The sequence below is a fragment of the Methylobacterium sp. TK31 genome (genome assembly GCF_055361545.1).
This window is the reverse complement of record NZ_CM143964.1, coordinates 137,979-157,394: the sequence shown is the minus strand read 5'-3', so window position 1 is coordinate 157,394 and position 19,416 is coordinate 137,979. Positions and strand designations below refer to the sequence as shown.

General features: G+C 71.5%; 18 protein-coding genes. 12 read left to right on the top strand and 6 right to left on the bottom strand.

The window, feature by feature from the left end:
- The first annotated feature begins 166 nt into the window (after nt 1–166).
- The 5 genes from ACXJY8_RS00785 to ACXJY8_RS00765 all read left to right on the top strand — a co-directional run bounded on the left by ACXJY8_RS00785 (nt 167) and on the right by ACXJY8_RS00765 (nt 7,504).
- Nucleotides 167–1,402 carry an aspartate kinase gene (locus tag ACXJY8_RS00785; RefSeq protein ID WP_463775020.1) on the top strand — a complete coding sequence of 412 codons (1,236 nt, stop codon included), beginning with the start codon at nt 167–169 and terminating at the stop codon, nt 1,400–1,402.
- 66 nt (nt 1,403–1,468) lie between these two features.
- The gene (gene ptsP / locus ACXJY8_RS00780) at nt 1,469–3,733 is read left to right on the top strand and encodes a phosphoenolpyruvate--protein phosphotransferase (protein WP_463775015.1); all 2,265 of its coding nucleotides are present in this window, start codon (nt 1,469–1,471) and stop codon (nt 3,731–3,733) included.
- 100 nt (nt 3,734–3,833) lie between these two features.
- Nucleotides 3,834–4,919 carry a peptide chain release factor 1 gene (gene prfA, locus ACXJY8_RS00775; RefSeq protein WP_463775007.1) on the top strand — a complete coding sequence of 362 codons (1,086 nt, stop codon included), beginning with the start codon at nt 3,834–3,836 and terminating at the stop codon, nt 4,917–4,919.
- Nucleotides 4,920–4,942: 23 nt separating this feature from the next.
- Complete coding sequence (gene prmC, locus ACXJY8_RS00770; RefSeq protein WP_463775004.1) at nt 4,943–5,878, top strand: peptide chain release factor N(5)-glutamine methyltransferase; 936 nt, start codon at nt 4,943–4,945, stop codon at nt 5,876–5,878.
- A 405-nt stretch (nt 5,879–6,283) separates the two neighbouring features.
- Nucleotides 6,284–7,504: a DUF4167 domain-containing protein gene (locus ACXJY8_RS00765; protein ID WP_463775001.1), complete on the top strand. Its 1,221-nt coding sequence runs from the start codon at nt 6,284–6,286 to the stop codon at nt 7,502–7,504.
- A 76-nt stretch (nt 7,505–7,580) separates the two neighbouring features.
- On the opposite strand, the gene ACXJY8_RS00760 is transcribed toward ACXJY8_RS00765, so the two are convergent.
- Nucleotides 7,581–8,318 (bottom strand): hypothetical protein, encoded by a 738-nt coding sequence (locus ACXJY8_RS00760; protein ID WP_463774996.1) that lies wholly within the window; start codon nt 8,316–8,318, stop codon nt 7,581–7,583.
- A 12-nt stretch (nt 8,319–8,330) separates the two neighbouring features.
- Nucleotides 8,331–9,284 (bottom strand): DUF2336 domain-containing protein, encoded by a 954-nt coding sequence (locus ACXJY8_RS00755; RefSeq protein WP_463774992.1) that lies wholly within the window; start codon nt 9,282–9,284, stop codon nt 8,331–8,333.
- A gap of 175 nt (nt 9,285–9,459) precedes the next feature.
- Here ACXJY8_RS00755 and ACXJY8_RS00750 point away from each other — a divergent pair, with 175 nt between their 5' ends.
- From ACXJY8_RS00750 to ACXJY8_RS00735, 4 genes are all read left to right on the top strand, one after another.
- Entirely contained in the window at nt 9,460–9,624 is a 165-nt protein-coding gene (locus ACXJY8_RS00750; RefSeq protein ID WP_082513141.1) for a YqaE/Pmp3 family membrane protein, read from the top strand.
- 75 nt (nt 9,625–9,699) lie between these two features.
- A complete protein-coding gene (locus ACXJY8_RS00745) occupies nt 9,700–10,305 on the top strand; it encodes a sulfite oxidase-like oxidoreductase (RefSeq protein ID WP_463774983.1) in 606 nt (201 codons plus the stop codon).
- Nucleotides 10,298–11,020, top strand: a complete 723-nt coding sequence (locus ACXJY8_RS00740; protein ID WP_463774978.1) for a ferredoxin reductase — start codon at nt 10,298–10,300, stop codon at nt 11,018–11,020. Before ACXJY8_RS00745 ends, ACXJY8_RS00740 begins: the two co-directional genes overlap by 8 nt.
- A 67-nt stretch (nt 11,021–11,087) precedes the next feature.
- A complete protein-coding gene (locus tag ACXJY8_RS00735) occupies nt 11,088–11,513 on the top strand; it encodes a GFA family protein (protein WP_463774975.1) in 426 nt (141 codons plus the stop codon).
- Nucleotides 11,514–11,528: 15 nt separating this feature from the next.
- Here the strand turns inward: ACXJY8_RS00735 and ACXJY8_RS00730 are convergent, their stop codons facing one another.
- Nucleotides 11,529–12,617, bottom strand: coding sequence for an NAD(P)/FAD-dependent oxidoreductase (locus tag ACXJY8_RS00730; RefSeq protein WP_463774972.1), 1,089 nt, complete (start codon nt 12,615–12,617; stop codon nt 11,529–11,531).
- A gap of 261 nt (nt 12,618–12,878) precedes the next feature.
- On the opposite strand from ACXJY8_RS00730, the gene ACXJY8_RS00725 reads away from it, so the two are divergent.
- Nucleotides 12,879–14,594 carry a DEAD/DEAH box helicase gene (locus ACXJY8_RS00725; protein ID WP_463774970.1) on the top strand — a complete coding sequence of 572 codons (1,716 nt, stop codon included), beginning with the start codon at nt 12,879–12,881 and terminating at the stop codon, nt 14,592–14,594.
- 51 nt (nt 14,595–14,645) lie between these two features.
- Here the strand turns inward: ACXJY8_RS00725 and ACXJY8_RS00720 are convergent, their stop codons facing one another.
- Together ACXJY8_RS00720 and ACXJY8_RS00715 are read right to left on the bottom strand one after the other, a co-directional pair.
- The gene (locus ACXJY8_RS00720; protein WP_463774967.1) at nt 14,646–15,593 is read right to left on the bottom strand and encodes a hypothetical protein; all 948 of its coding nucleotides are present in this window, start codon (nt 15,591–15,593) and stop codon (nt 14,646–14,648) included.
- A gap of 215 nt (nt 15,594–15,808) precedes the next feature.
- Nucleotides 15,809–16,711: a DUF6925 family protein gene (locus tag ACXJY8_RS00715; protein ID WP_463774963.1), complete on the bottom strand. Its 903-nt coding sequence runs from the start codon at nt 16,709–16,711 to the stop codon at nt 15,809–15,811.
- 91 nt (nt 16,712–16,802) lie between these two features.
- Here ACXJY8_RS00715 and ACXJY8_RS00710 point away from each other — a divergent pair, with 91 nt between their 5' ends.
- Together ACXJY8_RS00710 and ACXJY8_RS00705 are read left to right on the top strand one after the other, a co-directional pair.
- Nucleotides 16,803–18,287 (top strand): ATP-binding protein, encoded by a 1,485-nt coding sequence (locus ACXJY8_RS00710; RefSeq protein WP_463774960.1) that lies wholly within the window; start codon nt 16,803–16,805, stop codon nt 18,285–18,287.
- Entirely contained in the window at nt 18,284–18,943 is a 660-nt protein-coding gene (locus tag ACXJY8_RS00705) for a response regulator (protein ID WP_463774957.1), read from the top strand. The genes ACXJY8_RS00710 and ACXJY8_RS00705 overlap by 4 nt, the downstream gene beginning before the upstream one ends.
- A 12-nt stretch (nt 18,944–18,955) precedes the next feature.
- Here ACXJY8_RS00705 and ACXJY8_RS00700 read toward each other — a convergent pair whose 3' ends face one another.
- A complete protein-coding gene (locus tag ACXJY8_RS00700; protein WP_463774953.1) occupies nt 18,956–19,372 on the bottom strand; it encodes an EVE domain-containing protein in 417 nt (138 codons plus the stop codon).
- Nucleotides 19,373–19,416 lie beyond the last annotated feature (44 nt).

Genomic DNA, 19,416 nt, shown 5'->3' with positions numbered 1-19,416 from the left:
AGCCCTGTCCGGTACAGCAGCCAAGCGACGCGGCCGGCCGTGCGGGCGGGGAAATCCGTCCCGCAGCCCGCCGAATCCCCGGCAAACGCGAGATTCCTGGCAAACGCGAGATCCTTGGCAAACGCGACGTGTCGCGGACGCGACAGGCTCCGTCTCTGGTGAGAACATGCCCCGTCTGGTGATGAAGTTCGGCGGTACGTCCGTCGCCAATGTCGAGCGCATCCGCAACGTGGCGGCCCACGTGGCGCGCGAGGTCGCGGCCGGCTACGACGTGGCCGTCGTCGTCTCGGCCATGTCCGGCAAGACCAACGAGCTCGTCGCCTGGGTCAAGGACGCGAACCCGATCTACGACGAGGCTGAGTACGACGCCGTGGTCGCCTCGGGCGAGCTCGTCACCGCCGGATTGCTGGCCATCGCGCTGCAGGAGAACGGCATCAAGGCGCGCTCCTGGCAGGGCTGGCAGATCCCGATCCTGACCTCGGACGCCCACGGCTCCGCCCGCATCGAGGGCATCGACGGTGCCCGCCTCGATGCCGGCTTCAAGCGCGGAGAGGTCGCGGTCATCGCCGGCTTCCAGGGCATGCACGAGGCCACCGGCCGGGTGACCACCCTGGGCCGCGGCGGCTCCGACACCAGCGCCGTGGCGATCGCGGCCGCCATCGGCGCCGAGCGCTGCGACATCTACACGGACGTCGACGGCGTCTACACCACCGACCCGCGCGTGGTGCAGAAGGCCAAGCGCATGGAGCGCGTGACCTTCGAGGAAATGCTGGAGATGGCGTCGCTCGGCGCCAAGGTCCTGCAGGTCCGTTCCGTCGAGCTCGCCATGGTCCATCGCGTGCCGACCACGGTGCGCTCCTCCTTCGATCCGCCGGACAATGCCCGGCCCGGCACCCTCATCTGCGACGAGGACGACATCGTGGAACAGCAGATCATCACCGGGATCGCCTTCTCCCGGGACGAGGCGCAGATCACGCTCCGTCGCGTGAAGGACAGCCCCGGCATCGCCGCCGCCATCTTCGGCCCGCTGGCGGACGCCAACATCAACGTCGACATGATCATCCAGACCGTGTCGGGCGACCAGTCGACCACGGACATGACCTTCACGGTCCCGTCGGCCGATTACGACCGGGCCCGCAAGATCCTCGATGCGCAGAGCGGGGCGATCGAATTCGCGCAGATCGAGGGCGCCACCGACGTGGTCAAGGTCTCGGCCATCGGGGTCGGCATGCGCAGCCACGCGGGCGTGGCCGCCAAGGCCTTCCGCGCCCTGGCGCAGAAGGGCATCAACATCCGGGCCATCACAACCTCGGAGATCAAGTTCTCCGTCCTGATCGATGCCGCCTACACGGAGCTTGCCGTTCGCACGCTCCACTCGCTATACGGCCTCGACCAGGCCTGAAGACTCGGAGCGCGCGAACGCCTGTGCGCGAACCGGACACGAGGCCGAAGCCGGATCGAGGAGACCATGCCCGCTGCGCCCGGAGGCCCGCGCCTGCTTCTGCGCCGCCTCCGCGAAGCGATGGCGGAGCCGGTCAGCCCACAGGCCCGTCTCGACCGCATCGTCACGTTGATCGCCGCCAACGTGATCGCTGAGGTGTGCTCGGTCTACGTGCTCAGCGATGACAGCACGCTCGAACTGTTTGCAACCGAGGGTTTGAACCGCGAGGCCGTCCACCTGACCCGCATGCGGGCGGACGAGGGCCTCGTCGGCCTCATCGCGAAGACCGCCGAGCCGCTCTCGCTCTCCGACGCGCAGTCGCATCCGGCCTTCTCCTACCGGCCGGAGACCGGCGAGGAGGCCTATCACGCCTTCCTCGGCGTGCCGCTCCTGCGTGCGGGCAACACCCTCGGAGTGCTGGTCGTTCAGAACAAGACCTACCGGGTCTATTCCGAGGAGGAAATCGAGGCGCTTCAGACCACCGCGATGGTGCTCTCGGAGATGATCGCCTCGGGCGAGTTGCAGGCGCTGGCGCCGGGGGCCGGATCGGCCGCGCGCCGGGCCGTGACCCAGCGCGGCGTGGCGCTCGCCGATGGCATCGGCCTCGGGCACGTGGTGCTGCACGAGCCGCGCATCGTCATCAAGCAGCTGATCGCCGAGAACGTCGACCGCGAGGTCGAGCGCCTGGAGCAGGCCATCGGCGAGGTCCGCTCGGCCATCGACGACCTCGTCGAGCGCGGCGACAGCATCGGCACGGGCGAATCCCGCGAGGTGCTGGAGACCGTGCGCATGTTCGCGCACGACAAGGGCTGGCTGCGCCGGATGCGCGAGGCCGTTCATTCGGGCCTGACCGCCGAGGCTGCCGTCGAGCGCGTCCAGTCGGACAACCGCGCCCGGATGATGCGCCAGAGCGACCCCTATCTCCGCGACCGGCTGCACGACCTCGACGATCTCGCGAACCGGCTCCTGCGCACGCTGATCGGCGCGGAGGGCAACGGCGCGCAGCGAATCCTGCCGGAGAACGCGATCCTGGTCGCGCGTTCCATGGGCCCGGCCGCGCTGCTCGACTACGACCGCACCGCGTTGCGCGGCGTCGTCCTGGAGGAAGGCGGCCCGACGAGCCATATCGCCATCGTGGCCCGGGCGCTGGGCATCCCGGCGGTGGGCGAGATCGCCAACGCCACGGCGCTCTGCGATGCCGGCGATGCGATCATCGTCGACGGCGCCACCGGCGAGATCCAGGTCCGCCCCGGCCCGGAGATCGAGGCGGCCTATGCCGAGATGGTGCGCCTGCGCGCCCGCCGGCAGGAGCAGTACCGGGCGCTCCGCGACGTGCCGGCCGTAACCCTCGACGGGACGAAGATCGGCCTGCAGCTGAATGCGGGGCTCCTCATCGACCTGACGCACCTGAACGAGACCGGGGCGGACGGCATCGGCCTGTTCCGCACCGAGCTGCAGTTCATGGTGGCCCAGCGCATGCCCTCCGCGGCCGAGCAGCAGGCGCTCTACGAGGCCGTCTTCGCGGCCACCGGCGACCTGCCCGTCACGATCCGCACCCTCGACATCGGCGGCGACAAGATCCTGCCCTACATGCCGGCCCTCGAAGAGGAGAACCCGGCCCTGGGCTGGCGGGCAATCCGCATCGGCCTCGACCGGCCCGCCCTCCTGCGGGTGCAGCTGCGCGCGCTGCTCAAGGCCGCCGGGGGACGCCCGCTCAAGATCATGTTCCCGATGGTGGCGACGGTGGACGAGTTCACCCGTGCCAAGGCCATCGTGGAGCGCGAGAAGGCGCATCTGCGCCGGCACGGCCACGCCCTGCCGAGCGACTGCAAGCTCGGCGTGATGGTCGAGGTGCCCTCGCTCCTGTTCCAAATCGACGAGATCGCGAAGGCCGCCGACTTCCTGTCGGTGGGCTCCAACGACCTCATGCAGTTCCTGTTTGCCGTCGACCGCGAGAACCGCCGCGTCGCAGACCGCTTCGACACCCTGAGCGTGCCGGCCCTGCGTGCCTTCCGCGTCATCGCCGAGCGGGCGGCGGCGGCCGGCTGCCCGGCCACCGTCTGCGGCGAGATCGGCGGACGCCCCCTCGAGGCCATGGCGCTGATCGGCCTCGGCTTCCGCCACCTCTCGATGTCGCCGGCCGCCATCGGCCCCGTGAAGGCGATGGTGCTCGGCCTCGACGTCACGGCGGTGGCGGCCCTGATCGACACCGAACTGGCCCGCGCGGGGGACGGCGCCAGCCTCCGCCCGGCCCTCGCGGCCTTCGCGAAGGCCCAGGGTGTGCCAATCTAGCCTTGGCGTGCCTATCTGAATGGGTCGTGCCGCGACCCCGTCGTCGAACGAGGCCTCCGGCCCGACGAGCCCTTGTCCTGATGAGAGTTTCCGAAGGGCGATGACCCCAATTCCTGCTGAGCGTCTCGACGCGATCCTGACGCGCCACGACATCGTCACCGCCACGCTGAGCGCCGGCTCCGCGGATTCCGACACCTTCGTGCAGCTGTCGCGCGAATTGTCGGAGCTGGAGGGCGTCGTTGCCGCCATCCACGCCTACCGCGCGGCGGCACGCAACCTGGCCGACATCGAGGCGCTGATCGACGAGCCGGGCAGCGATTCCGAGATGCGCGCGCTCGCCGCCGACGAGAAGCCGGAGGCCGAGGCCGGGCTGGAGGCCGCCCACCGGGCACTCCAGCTCATCCTGCTGCCCAAGGATTCGGCCGACGAGAAGAGCGCGATCCTCGAAATCCGCGCCGGCACCGGCGGCGACGAGGCCGCCCTCTTCGCCGGCGACCTCTTCCGCATGTACGGCAAGTACGCCGACGCCAAGGGCTGGAAGGTCGAGGTGATCTCGGAGAGCGAGGGCACCGTCGGCGGCTATCGGGAGGTGATCGCCGAGGTGAAGGGCAAGGGCGTGTTCGCCCGCCTGAAGTTCGAGAGCGGCGCCCACCGGGTCCAGCGCGTGCCCGACACCGAGACCCAGGGGCGCATCCACACCTCCGCCGCCACCGTCGCGGTTCTGCCCGAGGCCGAGGAAGTCGACATCGTCATCAACGACGCCGACCTGAAGATCGACACCATGCGCTCGCAGGGCGCGGGCGGCCAGCACGTCAACAAGACCGAATCGGCGATCCGCATCACCCACATGCCGAGCGGCATCGTCATCTTCGTGCAGGAGGAGCGCTCGCAGCACAAGAACCGCGCCCGGGCGATGTCGCTGCTCCGCTCCAAGCTCTACGACGCCGAGCGCACTGCCAAGGACGCGGCCCGCGCAGCCGATCGCAAGTCGCAGGTCGGCTCCGGGGACCGCTCGGAGCGCATCCGCACCTACAACTTCCCCCAGGCCCGCGTCACCGACCACCGCATCAACCTGACCCTGTACAAGCTCGAGGAGGTTCTGGCCGGGGAAGCGCTGGACGAGCTCGTCGACGCCCTCGTCACCGAGCATCAGGCGGAGCTGCTGGCGGCCGAGGGCATGGCCTGAGCCGGATGGGCGAGCCGGAGCCGATGCGCCTCGATCCGGCGCTCAGCCGCACCGACGCGCTGCGGCGCATCACGGCGACGCTCGCCGCCCACGGGATTCCCGCGAGCGACGCCCGCTTCCTCGTGCTGGACCTCCTCGGCCTCGACACCACCGATCTTCACCTGCGGGGAAGCTCCCCCCTCGGAGGGGCGGGCGCCGCGACGCTCGACCGGGCGGTGGCGCGGCGCATCGCCGGCGAGCCGGTGGCGCGAATCGTCGGGGCCTGGGAATTCTGGGGCCTGCCCTTCGGGCTCGCGCCCGAGACCCTGGTGCCCCGCCCGGACACCGAGACCCTGGTGGAGGCCGCCCTCGCGCTCCATCCTGACCGGCGGCGCCCCCTGCGGGTACTCGATCTCGGCACCGGCTCCGGCTGCATTCTGGTCGCCCTCCTCAGCGAGCTGCCGAACGCGACGGGGATCGGCCTCGACCGCTCGCACGGCGCCCTCGTCCAGGCGCGCATCAACGCGAGGCGCAACGGCGTCGGGCCGCGGGCCCGCTTCGTGTGCACCGACTGGACCGCGGGTCTCTCCGGGGCCTTCGACCTCGTCGTCTCGAACCCGCCCTACATCGCCAGCGACACGATCCGGGGCCTCGACGTCGAGGTGCGGGCACACGATCCGATGGCGGCGCTGGACGGCGGCGCGGACGGCCTCGACGCCTACCGGCGGATCGTCGAAGCCGTGGCGACCGGACCGGTCAGGCTCGCGCCCGGCGGCGCCCTCGCCTTCGAGGTCGGATACGATCAGGCCGAGGCCGTGGCGGAACTCGGATCGCGGGCCGGTTTCGGTCCCGCCGCGATCCACCACGACCTGGCGGGCCATGCCCGCGTCGTCCGGTTCGACGCGCCCTCGCGAGGAAAAAGACCCGAGAACGATGCGGAAAAACCGAAAAACCCGCCCGCCCGGGATGCAGAGCAATAAAAAACGCTTGTTGCCCCCTCGGCAAACCGCTAGTGTCGCAGGCAGATCGCGAACGATCCATTAAGATGGATCGTGGTAAGACGGGTGGCGGCTTTGGTCCGCGACGCTCTTAGACGATCTCCCCACGATCAGGCTGGCGCGCGCGGGCAGAGGCGCAGGAGCTTGATCAACTTCGTGCCTGAAAACCGAAGGACGCCTGGACGCTCAGAGCGCGCCTTGGTCAACGGACAGAGACGGCAAGCACGGCGAAATCGATCACGGACATACCGGACCCGGATCACGCGGCGCCAGCGACGAGCCTGATTGCAGGCTGCGTCGTGGCCGCCTGGAACCCGCCGCATCATCAGACGCTCCGAGACGAACGAGGGTCAATCGAGACCGATGAGACCAAACCAGAATAGACGGATGCGCGGTCGCAACCGCCCCAAAGGTCCCAACCCGCTCACGCGTTCCTACGAATCCAACGGACCAGACGTCAAGATTCGCGGCACCGCCCAACACATCGCCGACAAGTATGCCCAGCTCGCGCGCGACGCGCAGGCCAGCGGCGACCCGGTGGCGGCAGAGAACTACTTCCAGCACGGCGAGCATTATTTCCGGATCATCTCGGGTGCCCAGGAACAGACCCGTCAGCAGGTCGGCGGCTATGCCCGCGGCTTCGACGATGACGGGGACGACGGCGACGACGAGGGCCAGAACGCGCCGCAGGGCTACGCCGCCTCGAGCTACGGGGCCAATGGCTACGCCGAGGATTACACCGATCCGAGCCAGCAGCCCCAGCCGGCGGGCTACGAGCCCCGGCAGGACACGCGGCAGGAAGGCCGCCCGGACGGATACCGCCAGGACTACAATCGGCAGGATTCCAACCGGCCGGACTCGAACCGTCAGGATTCCGGCTCGGACAACAACCGGCAGAACCGCCGCGACCGCTTCGCCAATCGCGGCGACCGTCCGCAGCGCTTCGACAATCCGCGCGACGGCAACCGGCCCGACTACAACAACCGTCAGGAGAACCGCCGCGACGACTTCGGGCGCCAGGACGGCAACCGGCAAGACGGCAGCCGGCAGGACAGCCCGCGCCAGGACTTCAATCGGCAAGACGGAAACCGGCAAGACGCCAACCGGCAGGACGGCAACCGCACCGAGTTCCGCGGCGACCAGAACCGCCAGGACTACAGCCGGCAGGACCAGTCGCGGCAAGATCAACCGAGACAGGAACAGCCGAGACAGGACTTTCGTCCGGCCCCGGTCCGCTCCGACGCACCCCGTTACGAGAACGGCCGCGCCGAGACCCCGGTGAACGAGGCGCCGCGGTCCGAGTTCGGCGGGCAGGACGCACCCCGGTCCGCCCGGACGAACGATGCGCCGCCCCGGCGCAGCCGGCGTCGCGACGAGCGCGACGCCGCTCCCGCCGAGGACGTCGCCGCCCTGCCGGCCTTCCTGATGACGCCGCCGCGTCCGGTCCCTGCGGCCGAGCCGGCCGCGCAGCCGGAGCCCCAGGGTGAGACGACCTCCGCGGCCCAGGACGACGCACCGGCGCCCAAGCCGCGCCGCCGCCGCCGCGCCCGGTTCGAGGGGCCGGAGGGAGCCGTCGGCGCCGACGATCCGACACCGGTCACCGAGTAGACCCCGGTCCATCCTCGCGAAACTTCCGGAAGCCGCCCCATCGGGCGGCTTCTTCGCGTTCGGGAGCCTTCGCGCATCAAAGCCCGCGCCAGTCGAGGAACGCCTCCACGCGGTGCCGATGCCGTCGGTGGCGCGCAGCCTCGCCGAAAGGCGCCAGCTCCCAGGTCCAGTGCCGGTCGGGCCGCCCGAGGCGCACGCCGTGCAGGAGGTCGAGCCGATCCGTGATCCGCCCGTCCCGGTCCTCCTCAATCTGCTCCACGTCGGTGACGAGGCAGACCCGGGCGGGCAGGCGCGCAAGGCCGTCGAGATGGGCGCGCACGATCCGGCTCCCCAGGTCCGGCGGCACGAAACCGGGCCGGTCGAGCGGCAGGATCGGCAGTTGCGACAGGAGATTGGCCGAGACCACGAAGTCGACGCTCTTGCCGCCGCACACAGTGGCCAGCGGATCGGTGCCGTCCGTCGTGCCCGACAGGTCGGCGGTGATCAGCCGAACGTTTCGATGAGCCCGGGCCTCCCGGCGGGCAGGCCAGAGATGGACGGCGTCGACGAGGTGGACTTCCGCGAAGCGCGCAGCGAGGTCTGCCAGCGGAACGTCCTGCAGGAGGCCGGACCCGAGCACGACGGCGACGCGCCGGCGCTCCAGCCCTTCGCAGGCGGCCAGGATCGCGGCGCGGGCGGCGGTGAGATGCGGCGCCCAGGCGGCACGGCAACGCCGCCCGCGCGCCATCAGCAGCACGCTCTCGCGCAGGTAGCCCCGGCGCCGATGCGCGAAGGGCACCGGCGTGACCAGAAGATGCAGCAATTCGACGAGCATGCGTCCCCCGGATCAGCGCCGGGGCGCGTCCGCACCGCCCCCCGGCTGCGACGACAGGCGGACCACGCGCTGGGCCGTGGTGACCGAGAGCGACTGGAAGGCGCCCTGGATGGCGCTCCATTCCTCGGGCCGCCGCGCAGCCCCGGACTTGGTCCGCAGGAGCAGCCGGAGGGTTCCGAAACCAAGCCGGATCGAGCGCAGCAGGAACAGCAGTGGATCGTGATCGTCGGCGTCGTAGGCGCGCCGGGCGACGTCCGGCGCCACCTCGGCGTATCGGGCGATCTCGGCCAGCGCCGCGCCGACGTCGCCGGCCCGGATCAGCTCGTCGATTCGGCGCTCGTCGTCATGTGTCGGCCTCGGGAGCTCCCGGGCGGTCCGAGGAACGCCCGCGACGGAGGAGGCCTTGCCGGCGGGCCGGCTCCGCGACTGCAGCATGGCGCGCAGGACCGCATCGACCCGCGCCCGTTCGCCGAGGGCCGCGGAGCCGAAGCCGGAGAGGCGGGCCCCGGCATTGCCGGCCACCGCCTGCACCGTCTCGGAATCGCCGCGTGCCACCAGGACGTCCGTGACGCGCTCGCTCAGGGTCAACCGCCGGGCGACCGCCCGCAGGTGGTCCTGTCCGCGGGCATGCGCGACGGTGATGAGATCGGCTTCGTCGAGCCGCACCGATCGCTGGAGGACGGGCCGCGCCACGGCGATGTCTTCGTCGAAGGCAAGGTCGCGGACCACGGCGCGCGGGGCATTACGCAGGTCCGCCAGCTCGTCCGAGAGGGCGACCCGTGCGACGGTGTCGGCCGCACGCGTGAGCGGGAGCATCACCGCGTCGAAGACCGCGACCTGCTCCTCTTGCAGACCCGCGGCGCTCTCGGTGAACAACATCGAGAGGCGCTGCAGCATGCGGCCGCGCTGCCCGGTTTCGCCGGCCTGCGCCACCTGCTCGATCTCACGAACGAGGGATTCGATCATCCGCGAGGGTCCCTGCACGAAGCGGCCGGCATCGACGCTCGGGGGCAGTTTGCGGAGGCAGAGTTTAACAAAATGGAACCCGCCGGTCCGGCGCCGGGAACTTGGCCGCTGCGGCCCCGTTGCGGATGGGCCGTTGCGACCGCACCCCCGCGACCGCAAACTTCCCGGAGCGACCGTGTCGAACCTCGTCCGCATCATCCTCGCGATCTTCCTGCCGCCGATCGCGGTCCTCATGACCACCGGCATCGGCCTGCAGTTCCTCCTCAACATCCTGCTGACCCTGCTGGGCGTGCTGCCGGGCACCATCCATGCCCTGTGGCTGGTGCTGCGCGATCGCTGAGGGAATGCTAGCCTGCCGGGCGCGCCGATCGTCAGGCACGATCGCCGCGAGCGGAAGGACGGGCGCGAGGGCACGATGAGCACACGAGGTTTCACGGGGCGCAAGCTGCCCGAGGCGACCCGCGAGCGCCTGCCCCCGGGCCAGTATCTGACCGAGGACTTCCCCGTCCTCCAGATCGGTCCGAATCCGCGGGTCGATCTCGCGACCTGGTCCTTCACCCTGCGCGAGGGCTCGCGTCCCCTGAAGAGCTGGACCTGGGACGCCTTCAATGCCCTGCCGCGCACCCGCTGGGGCGGCGACATCCACTGCGTGACGAAGTGGTCGAAGTTCGACACCGCCTGGGAGGGCGTCGCCTTCGACGACCTCCTGGCGGATGCGGGGATCGAGACCCCCACCGACTTCCTGCTTGCCGAGGGCTACGACGACTACACCACGAACGTGCCCGTCGCGGATCTCGCTGGCGGCCGGAGCATGATCGCGACCCATTACGACGGCAAGCCGATCCCGCCGGACCATGGCGGCCCGGCCCGCCTCCTCGTACCGCACCTGTATTTCTGGAAGAGCGCCAAGTGGGTGAAGAGCCTGCGCTTCACGAAGCGCGACGAGGGCGGGTTCTGGGAGCTGCGCGGCTATCACATGTACGGCGACCCCTGGCGCGAGCAGCGCTTCACCGGTGATTGATCCGGCCCAGCGGCCCCTCCCCTGGCGCACAGCCACGCTCACCGCCATTCGCCCGGTGACGCGGCGGGTGAAGAGCTTCCGCTTCCGGGTCGCGTTCGATCGCCCGGTGCTGGCGGGTCAGCATGTCGACGTCCGCCTCACCGCGCCCGACGGCTACCAGGCCCAGCGCAGCTACTCGATCGCCTCGGCGCCGGACGGCGACGGCACGATCGAGCTGATGATCGAGGGCCTGCCGGAGGGCGAGGTCTCGGGCTTCTTCGACGCGGTCGCGGAAGTCGGCGACACGATCGAGCTGCGCGGACCGATCGGCGGCGCCTTCGTCTGGCGCCCGGAGGATGGCGGCCCGCTGTTCCTGGCCGGCGGCGGTTCGGGGGTGGTGCCCATGCTGGCGATGCTGCGTCACCGCGCGGCGGCGGCGCCCGGGGTGCCGGCCCTGCTGCTCTACTCGGTGCGCGACGCGGACGAGATCATCGCGGCCGAGGAACTCGCGGTCCGCGCCCGGGACGAACCAAACTTCCAGCTGATGCTCAACCTGACCCGGGCCGGCGGCCGCCGGGTCGACGCGGCGATGATCACGGAAGCCCTGGATCGCCTCGGTCCGCCGCGCCACGCCTACCTCTGCGGCGGCAATCCCTTCGTCGGGGCGGTGGCGGACCTGCTCCTCGATGCCGGGATCGAGCCCAGCCGGATCCACACGGAGCGCTTCGGCGGCTGACGGGGTCCCCTTGTCCGGTGATCGCCGCCGGGCCTAGAAAGACCGCGCCAGCGGAGGTCGAGACGGCATGGAAGCGGAACCCCACCAGCGGTCCGGTCAGTGTCACTGCGGCGGCGTCCGCTTCCGGGCGACTCTCGCCGACGGGTTGGACACGGTGCGCCGCTGCACCTGCTCGTATTGCCGGATGCGCGGTGCGGCCGTCGTCTCGGCCGTGGCCGGGGGCGTCGAGATCCTGGAGGGCGCGGAGCTGCTGACGCGCTACCGCTTCAACACCGGCGTGGCCCAGCACTTCTTCTGCGCCCGCTGCGGGATCTACACCCACCATACCCGCCGTTCGAACCCGAACCAGTACGGCGTCAACGTCGCCTGCCTCGAAGGCCTCAGCCCGTTCGACTTCGCCGAGATCCCGGTGGTCGACGGCGTCAACCATCCGAACGACACCGGCGGCGCGAGCCGGCGGGCGGGGACGCTGCGCTTCGTCCCCGAGCGCTAGGCGCGTCCGCCTTCGTCAGGCCCCGATCAGGCGGTCGGCGACCTCCTCGGCGAGGGACAGGCTCGAGGTCAGGCCCGGACTCTCGATCCCGAACAGGTGGATCAGGCCGGGCAGCCCGTGCTCGGCCGGCCCGTCGATGCGGAAATCGGCGGCCGGCTCGCCCGGTCCCGTCAGCTTCGGACGGATGCCGGCGTAGTCCGGCGTCAGCACGCCGTCGGGAAGCCCCGGCCAGTAGCGTCGGATCGCGCGGGCGAAATGGTCGGCCCGGGCGGGATCGACCCGGTAATCGAGGGTGTCGACCCATTCGACGTCCGGGCCGAAGCGCATCCGGCCGGCGAGGTCGAGGGTGAGGTGGATGCCGAGGCCGCCCTCGACGGGCGCGGGGTAGATCAGGCGTGAGAAGGCCGGACGGCCGGTGCAGCCGAAATAGCTGCCCTTGGCGAGGACCTGGCGCGGAATGCGCGCGGCCGGATAGGCCTCGACGGCGGCGGCGACCGCCTGCGCACCGAGACCGGCGGCGTTGACCACCGCGTCGAAGGGCAGGGCCTCGCCGTTCACCGTGACGCTCCAGCCCTCCGGGCTCCGTGCGATCCCGGCGATTCGGCTCTCGAAGGCGATGGCGCCGCCGGCATCCTCGAGATCGCCCTGGAGGGCCAGCATCAGGCCGTGGCTGTCGACGATGCCGGTGCCCGGCGCATGCAGGGCCGCGACGCAGGCGAGGTTGGGTTCGAGGGCGCGGGCCTCGGCCCCGTCGAGGAGCGCCAGGCCCGGAACGCCGTTGGCGTCGCCGCGCGCCTTGAGCCCCGCGACGGCCTCGCGCTCGGACTCGTCGGTGGCAACGATGAGCTTGCCGCAGCGGCGATAGGCGACGCCGTGACTGTCGCAGAACGCGGTGAGCAGCGCCGCCCCGGCGACGCAGTGCCGGGCGCGCAGGGAGCCGGCGGGGTAGTACATCCCGCCATGGATCACCTCGGAATTGCGCGCCGAGACGCCGGTGCCGATGGCGTCCTCGGCCTCGGCCACGATGACTGCGTGTCCGCGGCGCGCGAGCGCCCGGGCCACCGCGAGACCGACGATTCCGGCACCGACGACGAGGATATCCATGACGGGCCGGAGATGAGCACGAGACGGACGCCGAACACAACACGGCGCACGGGCGAACCTCGAGGGCGGATCGGGCCGGGCGCCCACGCGTGGGCGGGCATGCATCCGCAGTCATGGCGCTGCGTCGCGGTTCCAGCTACAAGGAGAACCATCCGTAACCGTTCGAGGCCGGAATCACGTCGGTCCGGAGATCGTCGCGCCTGCCGCGATGCCCTCCCCGGCGGGTCTTCCGCCTGCTTGCCCGCTAAGGCTTCCGTCACAGTGCCCTTCCCCACCCTGCCGGCCCCGCTCGCCCGAGCGCTGACCGCGCGCGACTACGAAGACCCGACGCCCGTCCAGAGCGCCGTCATCGAGGCGGCCGCGCAAGGCCGCGACCTGCTCGTCTCGGCCCAGACCGGCTCGGGCAAGACCGTGGCCTACGGCCTCGCCTTCGCCGAGACCCTGCTCGACGGTGCCGAGCGCTTCGGCCCCGCCGGCGCGCCGCTGGCCCTCGTCATCGCCCCGACGCGCGAACTGGCGCTGCAGGTCGAGCGCGAACTGTCCTGGCTCTATGCGGAGACCGGCGCCCGCGTCATCTCCTGCGTCGGCGGCATGGACCCGCGCCGGGAGAGCCGGCAGCTGAACGACGGCGCCCACATCGTCGTCGGCACCCCGGGCCGCCTGCGCGACCACCTGGAGCGGCGCAACCTCGCGACCCAGGACCTGCGCGCCGTCGTCCTCGACGAGGCCGACGAGATGCTCGACCTCGGCTTCCGGGACGACCTCGAATTCATCCTGTCGGTGACCCCGAAGGAGCGCCGGACGCTGCTGTTCTCCGCGACCCTGCCGAAGGCGATCGCGACGCTGGCCGAGCGCTACCAGAACGACGCCCTGCGCATCGCCGTGAAGGGCCAGGAGCGCGGCCACTCGGACATCACCTACAAGGCCATCCGCGTGGTGCCGCGCGAGCTGGAGCACGTGGTGGTCAACACCCTGCGCTTCATGGATGCGCCGACCGCGATCATCTTCTGCAACACCCGCAACGCGGTGCGCCACCTCCAGGCGGTGCTCACCGAGCGCGGCTTCTCGGCCGTGGCGCTGTCGGGCGAGCTCGGCCAGGGCGAGCGCAACGCCGCCCTCCAGGCGCTGCGCGACGGCCGGGCCAAGGTCTGCGTCGCCACCGACGTCGCCGCCCGCGGCATCGACCTGCCCACCGTCAGCCTCGTCATCCACGCCGACCTGCCGCACGACGCGGAGGTGCTCCAGCACCGCTCCGGCCGCACCGGCCGGGCCGGGCGCAAGGGCACCAGCCTCCTGCTGATCCCGGCTTCGAAGCGGCGCCGGGCCGAGCAGATGCTGGCAATCGCCAAGGTCTCGTTCGAATGGGCCGGGCCGCCCACCGCCGACGAGATCCGCCGCCTCGACGGCGAGCGCATGTGGCAGGACCCGATCTTCACCGAGGAGCCGGCCGAGGAAGACGTCGCCATGGCCGAGACCCTGATGGCGCAGCGCACGCCCCAGGAACTCGCCGCGGCGCTCGCCCGGATCTACCGCTCCCGCCTGCCCGCCCCCGAGGACGTCACCGATCCGGGCGCCGGCCCCGAGCGCAAGTCCCGCCCGGTCTACGACCCCGCCGATGCCGAGCGCATCGACGCCCAGGGTCCGGCCGTGTGGTTCCGGCTCAATCTCGGCCGACGCGACAACGCCGATCCGCGCCGCCTGCTGCCGATGCTGACCCGGCGCGGCAATATCGGCCGCCAGGAGATCGGTGCGATCCGCATCTTCGACCGAGAGACCAAGTTCGAGGTGCGCGGCGGCGCGGCCTCGCGCTTCGCCCAGACCTTCGCCAAGAACGGCTCGCCCGAGATCCAGGTTGAGCCGCTGCTCGACGACGAGCCGGCGCGCGAGGAGAAGGGGCCGAAGGGCTTCAAGAGCCCACGCGGCGCGCGCCACGAGCGCGAGATCGCCAAGAAGCCGCGCGCCAGCCGGGCGCGCTGACTCGACGAGGGGCCGCCCGGAGACGGGTGCCCCTCCGACGGCCCGATGGCCTCAAAAGCGGTCGGGCAGGCTCTTCACGGCGTTGCCGAACGCCTCGACACTCTCCGCGATCTTGCGCCCGGCCGGCGCCAGCGACGGCACCTTCACGCCGAGGAACTCGGTCTGCTCGGGCTCCGGCTCGGCCTGTGCCACCTGGGGTGCGGCTGCGGCCTTCGATGCTACGGCCTTGGACGCGGCGGCCTTGGCCTCGGCGGACTTGGCCTCGGCGGGTTTCGCCGGCGGCTTGGCGGCGACCGGCTGGGCGGCGGCCGGCTTCACTGCGGCCGGCTTCACTGCGGCCGGCTTGGCGACGGTCGCGGCGGACTTGTGCGTCGCCGCGTCGCCCTCCGGCGCCAGGGCCGTGAAGGTGCCGTTGGTCGCCCGCGAGCGGGTGGTCTCGTTGGGCAGGGGTGCGATGAGCGCCGCGGTCCGCGTCGCCGGCACCAGCGAGGCCGGGCGGGCCGGCGGCAGCACCGCGGCGTTCTCGATCGGCGGCAGGCGGGGCGGCTTCGGCGCGACGGCCAGGACGGCCGGCTTCTCGACGGGCTGTGCCTCGGGCGCCTTCATCGCGATGGACCGCGCCTCGGGCGCCTTGGCCACCGGCGCAGCGATCGCGGCCGGCATCGGCTCGGCTTTCGCGACAGCAGGCATCGCGGCCGCGGTCTCGGGCATTGCGGCGGCGGCCTTCGGAGCCGCGGGCGCCAGGGCGGGAACACCGTCGCGCAGGTCCGGCCAGTCGGAGGCGCTGTGCCCGGGGCCGGCGGCCGTGGCGAGCGTCGGGCGGGTGAATTGCGGTCCCGCGAGGTTGCCGAGCGTCGCGGAGGCGATGGCGGTGAAGCCGGCGAGGCCGAGCACACCGAGGCCGGACAGGAGCACGACCCGAAGGTTCACCCGGGAAGGGCGCGGCGCGGCCGTCACCGGGCGTCGTGTCTCGGAGGGATCGATCGTTACGGACATCATGGTCTCAGACATCTCGCACGCTTCTGAAGGTTCGAATTGACCGTTGCCGGTCGATCACGCGGTGCCGGTCGGGCCCGACCGGCGCGGCAACGCCGGAGCGGCGACACCTGCGTGTAAGGAAAGAGACGCGCCAATGGGGCATGAAGATGTCCTCGACCCAAGCCTTGAACAGGTCCGGGTCAGACGCAGCGCGAATCTGAATAAGCCCGACAGGTTTAACGCGGGGTATCTGAAGACGACTTCGGACTGTCCTGATTCGCCCCCGCCGCCGTCTGGACGTCGACGACGCGGGCGACGGCACGGCCCGCCCGATTCGCATATGCCGGAGGCAGTCGCTTCCCCGAGACGAGGCGCGCCTTCAGCGCGACGAGGGCCGGGTCGCCCCAGCGAGCGAGCACGGCCTGGAAAGCGGCATGCATCGCGGGATCGAAGGACCGGACGCGGCCCGCGGGGTCCCGGCAAGGGTGAGGCGGCGCGAACTGGGCCGCGGGCACCAACCCGTGCGGGATCGGTGCGGTGGCGGCGTGGGTCCGGCGGAGGGCCAGGATCTTGTCGTCGAGGAAGGCCCGGGGTCCGTCCGAAGCAGCGGACGCGCCGCCGAACACCTCGATCCGGCCAAGCGGCGTGGTCACGACGACATCCACATCGGCGAACAGCCGCCGCAACCCATCGGCCTCCTGCGCACAGGTTCGACCGGCCGACGCCGCGAGACGTGCGAGCACGTCCGGCTCGGCCGAACGCAGGCGCATCCGGCCCTGCGGCAGGTCGAGGCCGAGGTCGAACCACGGGTCCCCGAGGTTCCGCGGGCGAAGGGCGGCTTCGTCGTGGCCGGCCGCGAGGATCGGGCCGGCCACGATCCGCGGGCAACGCGCCGCCGGCAGGCAGAGGGCGACGGCGTGGCTCCAGCCTCCGGTGAAAGCGGTCTCGTAGGCCAGCGGAACGACGTCGTCCGGGTCGAGGGCGATCCCGCCGCGCGGCGTCACCAGCCCAAGCCGCCCGTCCGCGAGGGGGCCGGCCGCCTCGTCGGGATGCCGGGCGAAGCGCGCGAGGGCGCCGAAGCCGCCCATCGTCCAGGCCGTCTCCGGGTCGCCCAGGGCCGCGGCGATCAGGCCCCGCACCGAATTGGAAAGCTGCCAACCGGCTCCGGGTCCGCTACACACGGGGCCACGACCGCGCGCAGCTTTCCCGTTGGCACCGCCTCACGCCCCCATGCCTCACGACGCCGCCTCCGCTCCCCGCACCCAGGCGGACCTCCTCGTCCGCACGGGCGGCGACACGGCCCCGTCCGGGCGTACCGGCCGGCGGCCGCGCTGGGCCTCGTGGTCGACGCGCACCAGGATGATCGTGCTGGTCCTCGCCATCGACGTCCTGGCCGCCCTCGTCTCCTGCGCCGTCATCGTGCTGAACGCCCGCTCCGCCGTCGAGGTCGAGATGCAGGCGGCGATGACGAATGTCGAGCTTCTGGTCTCAGACACCATCGACCTCGCCCAGGCCGGGCCGCCCGCCGGCATCCTGCAGACCCTGAACCTGCGCATCCACGACCTGCGTCACGTCCGCGTCACGGTCCTCGACGGCGAGGGCCGGATCGTCACCGGAGGGCTCGGCCGGGTCCGGCGCGACCAGCACGTGGCGCCGGCCTGGTTCGCGGCCCTGATCGCCCCGCCGATCCGTGAGCACGACCTGCCCATCGTCGCCCAGGGCCGGCGCATCGGCACCGCCCGCATCACCACGCAGCCCCATGACGAGATCGACGAGGTCTGGGGCTACGCCCTGTCGCTGTCGCTCGCCAGCCTCTGTCTCAGCCTCGGCCTGCTCGGCGCCCTGACGGTGGCCTTCGGCAAGGTGCTGGCTCCGCTGACGCAGCTCTCCGAAGGCCTGATCCAACTGGAGCAGCAGGACTACACGGCCCGCCTCGATCCGCCGGCCTCGCGGGAACTCGCCGCCATCGCCACCCGGTTCAACCGCGTTGCGCAGGCTCTGTCCGAGACCCGCGCGGCCAACGGGCGCCTGAACCGCCAGCTCCTCTCGGCGCAGGACGACGAGCGCCGGCGCACGGCCCTGGAACTGCACGATGAGTTCGGCCCCTGCCTCTTCGCCCTCGAGGCGACCGCCGCCTCGGTGGTCCGCATGGCCGAGGCCGAGGCACCGCCCGACCGGGCCCGCCTGAGGCAGCGCGCGCAGGACATCGCCAGCATCGTCGGTCAGGTTCAGACCCAGAACCGCGACCTCCTCAACCGGCTGCGGCCGCACGCCCTCGGGCAGGTGCCGCTGCCGGACTGCCTCGACCTGCTCCTGCGCGATTTCCGCCGCCGCCATGCCGGAACGCGCTTCGCGGGCAGCTTCGACGGGCTGGGACGCGGCTACGGCGACGTCACCGACCTCACCGTCTTCCGCTGCATCCAGGAGAGCATGACCAATGCGGTGCGCCATGGCCGCGCCTCGAACGTCACCGTGCGGGCCCTGGAGGAAGCGGCGGCCGGCGGTCGGGCGCTCCACCTCACCATCCGGGACGACGGCAGCGGCATCGCGCCCGAGCACGGCCTCGGACTCGGCCTGTCGGGGATGCGCGAGCGCGTCGAGGCGCTGGGCGGCACGTTCCGGCTTGACAATGGGCAGCCCGGCGCAGTTGTCCGGATCACGATTCCGCTCGATGATGAGCGCGACGCCCCCACGAGTCCGATTCCCAGCGCATGAACGCGATCGCCCCCACCACCGAGGCTCCCACCCTCGTCATCGACGATCATCCGATCGTGCTCCAGGGCTGCCGACGGGTGCTCGAGGATGCGGGGATCGAGCGCATCATCGAGGCCACCGGCGTGGTGGAGGCCTATCGCCAGTTCCTGCGCGCGCGCCCCGCCACCGTGATCTGCGACCTCACCTTCCAGGGCAGCGGGCTGGCCGGGCTCGAGCTGATCCGGCGGATGCGCGGGGCCAGCCCCGCCGTCCGCATCCTGGTCTTCAGCATGCACAACGATCCGGTGATCGTGTCGCGGGCACTGGAGGCCGGTGCCCTCGGCTACGTGCTGAAGGACCACGCCTCGGGCGAGCTGTTCGAGGCCTTCGAGCGGGTCCGGTCCGGACGGCCCTACCTCGATCCGCGCCTCGCCACCGAGGTCGCGATGCTGCGCACCGACCCGAAGCGCACGCCCGAGACCCAGCTCACGCCGCGCGAATTGCAGATCCTGCAGCGGCTGGCGCAGGGCAAATCCTACGGCGCCATCGCGAGCGACCTCTCGGTCAGCTACAAGACCATCACCAACGCCTGCTCGATGATGCGCCAGAAGCTCGGCCTGCGCACCCTGGCCGAACTGATCCACGTGGCGGTGACGCAGGCCCAGCGCCAGGGCTGATCGGCCCGAGGGTCAGGCGAGGCCGCCCATCTCGCGCACCACCGCCCACTCGGCCTCGGTAACCGGCTGGACCGAGAGGCGCGAATTGTTGGCGAGCACCATGGCGACGAGCCGCGGCTCGGCCTTGATCGCCTCCAGGGTGACCGGGCGCGGCAGCGCCTCGACGGCGCGCAGGTCGACCATGCCGAAGCGGCCGGTCTCGTCGGAATCATCCGGGTAATAGGGCCGGATCACCTCGACGATGCCCACCACCGCCTTGCCCTCGTTCGAGTGATAGAAGAACCCGCGCTCGCCCACCTCCATCGCCATGAGGTGCTTCTTGGCGACGTGGTTGCGCACGCCGTTCCAGTGCGTGCCGGCGGCGCCGGCGGCGACCTGCTGGTCCCAGGACCAGGTCGAGGGCTCGGATTTGTAGAGCCAGTAGGCCATGCGCGTCTCCAGAGATGCCGGCTCCATAGCATCGCCCAAGCGTG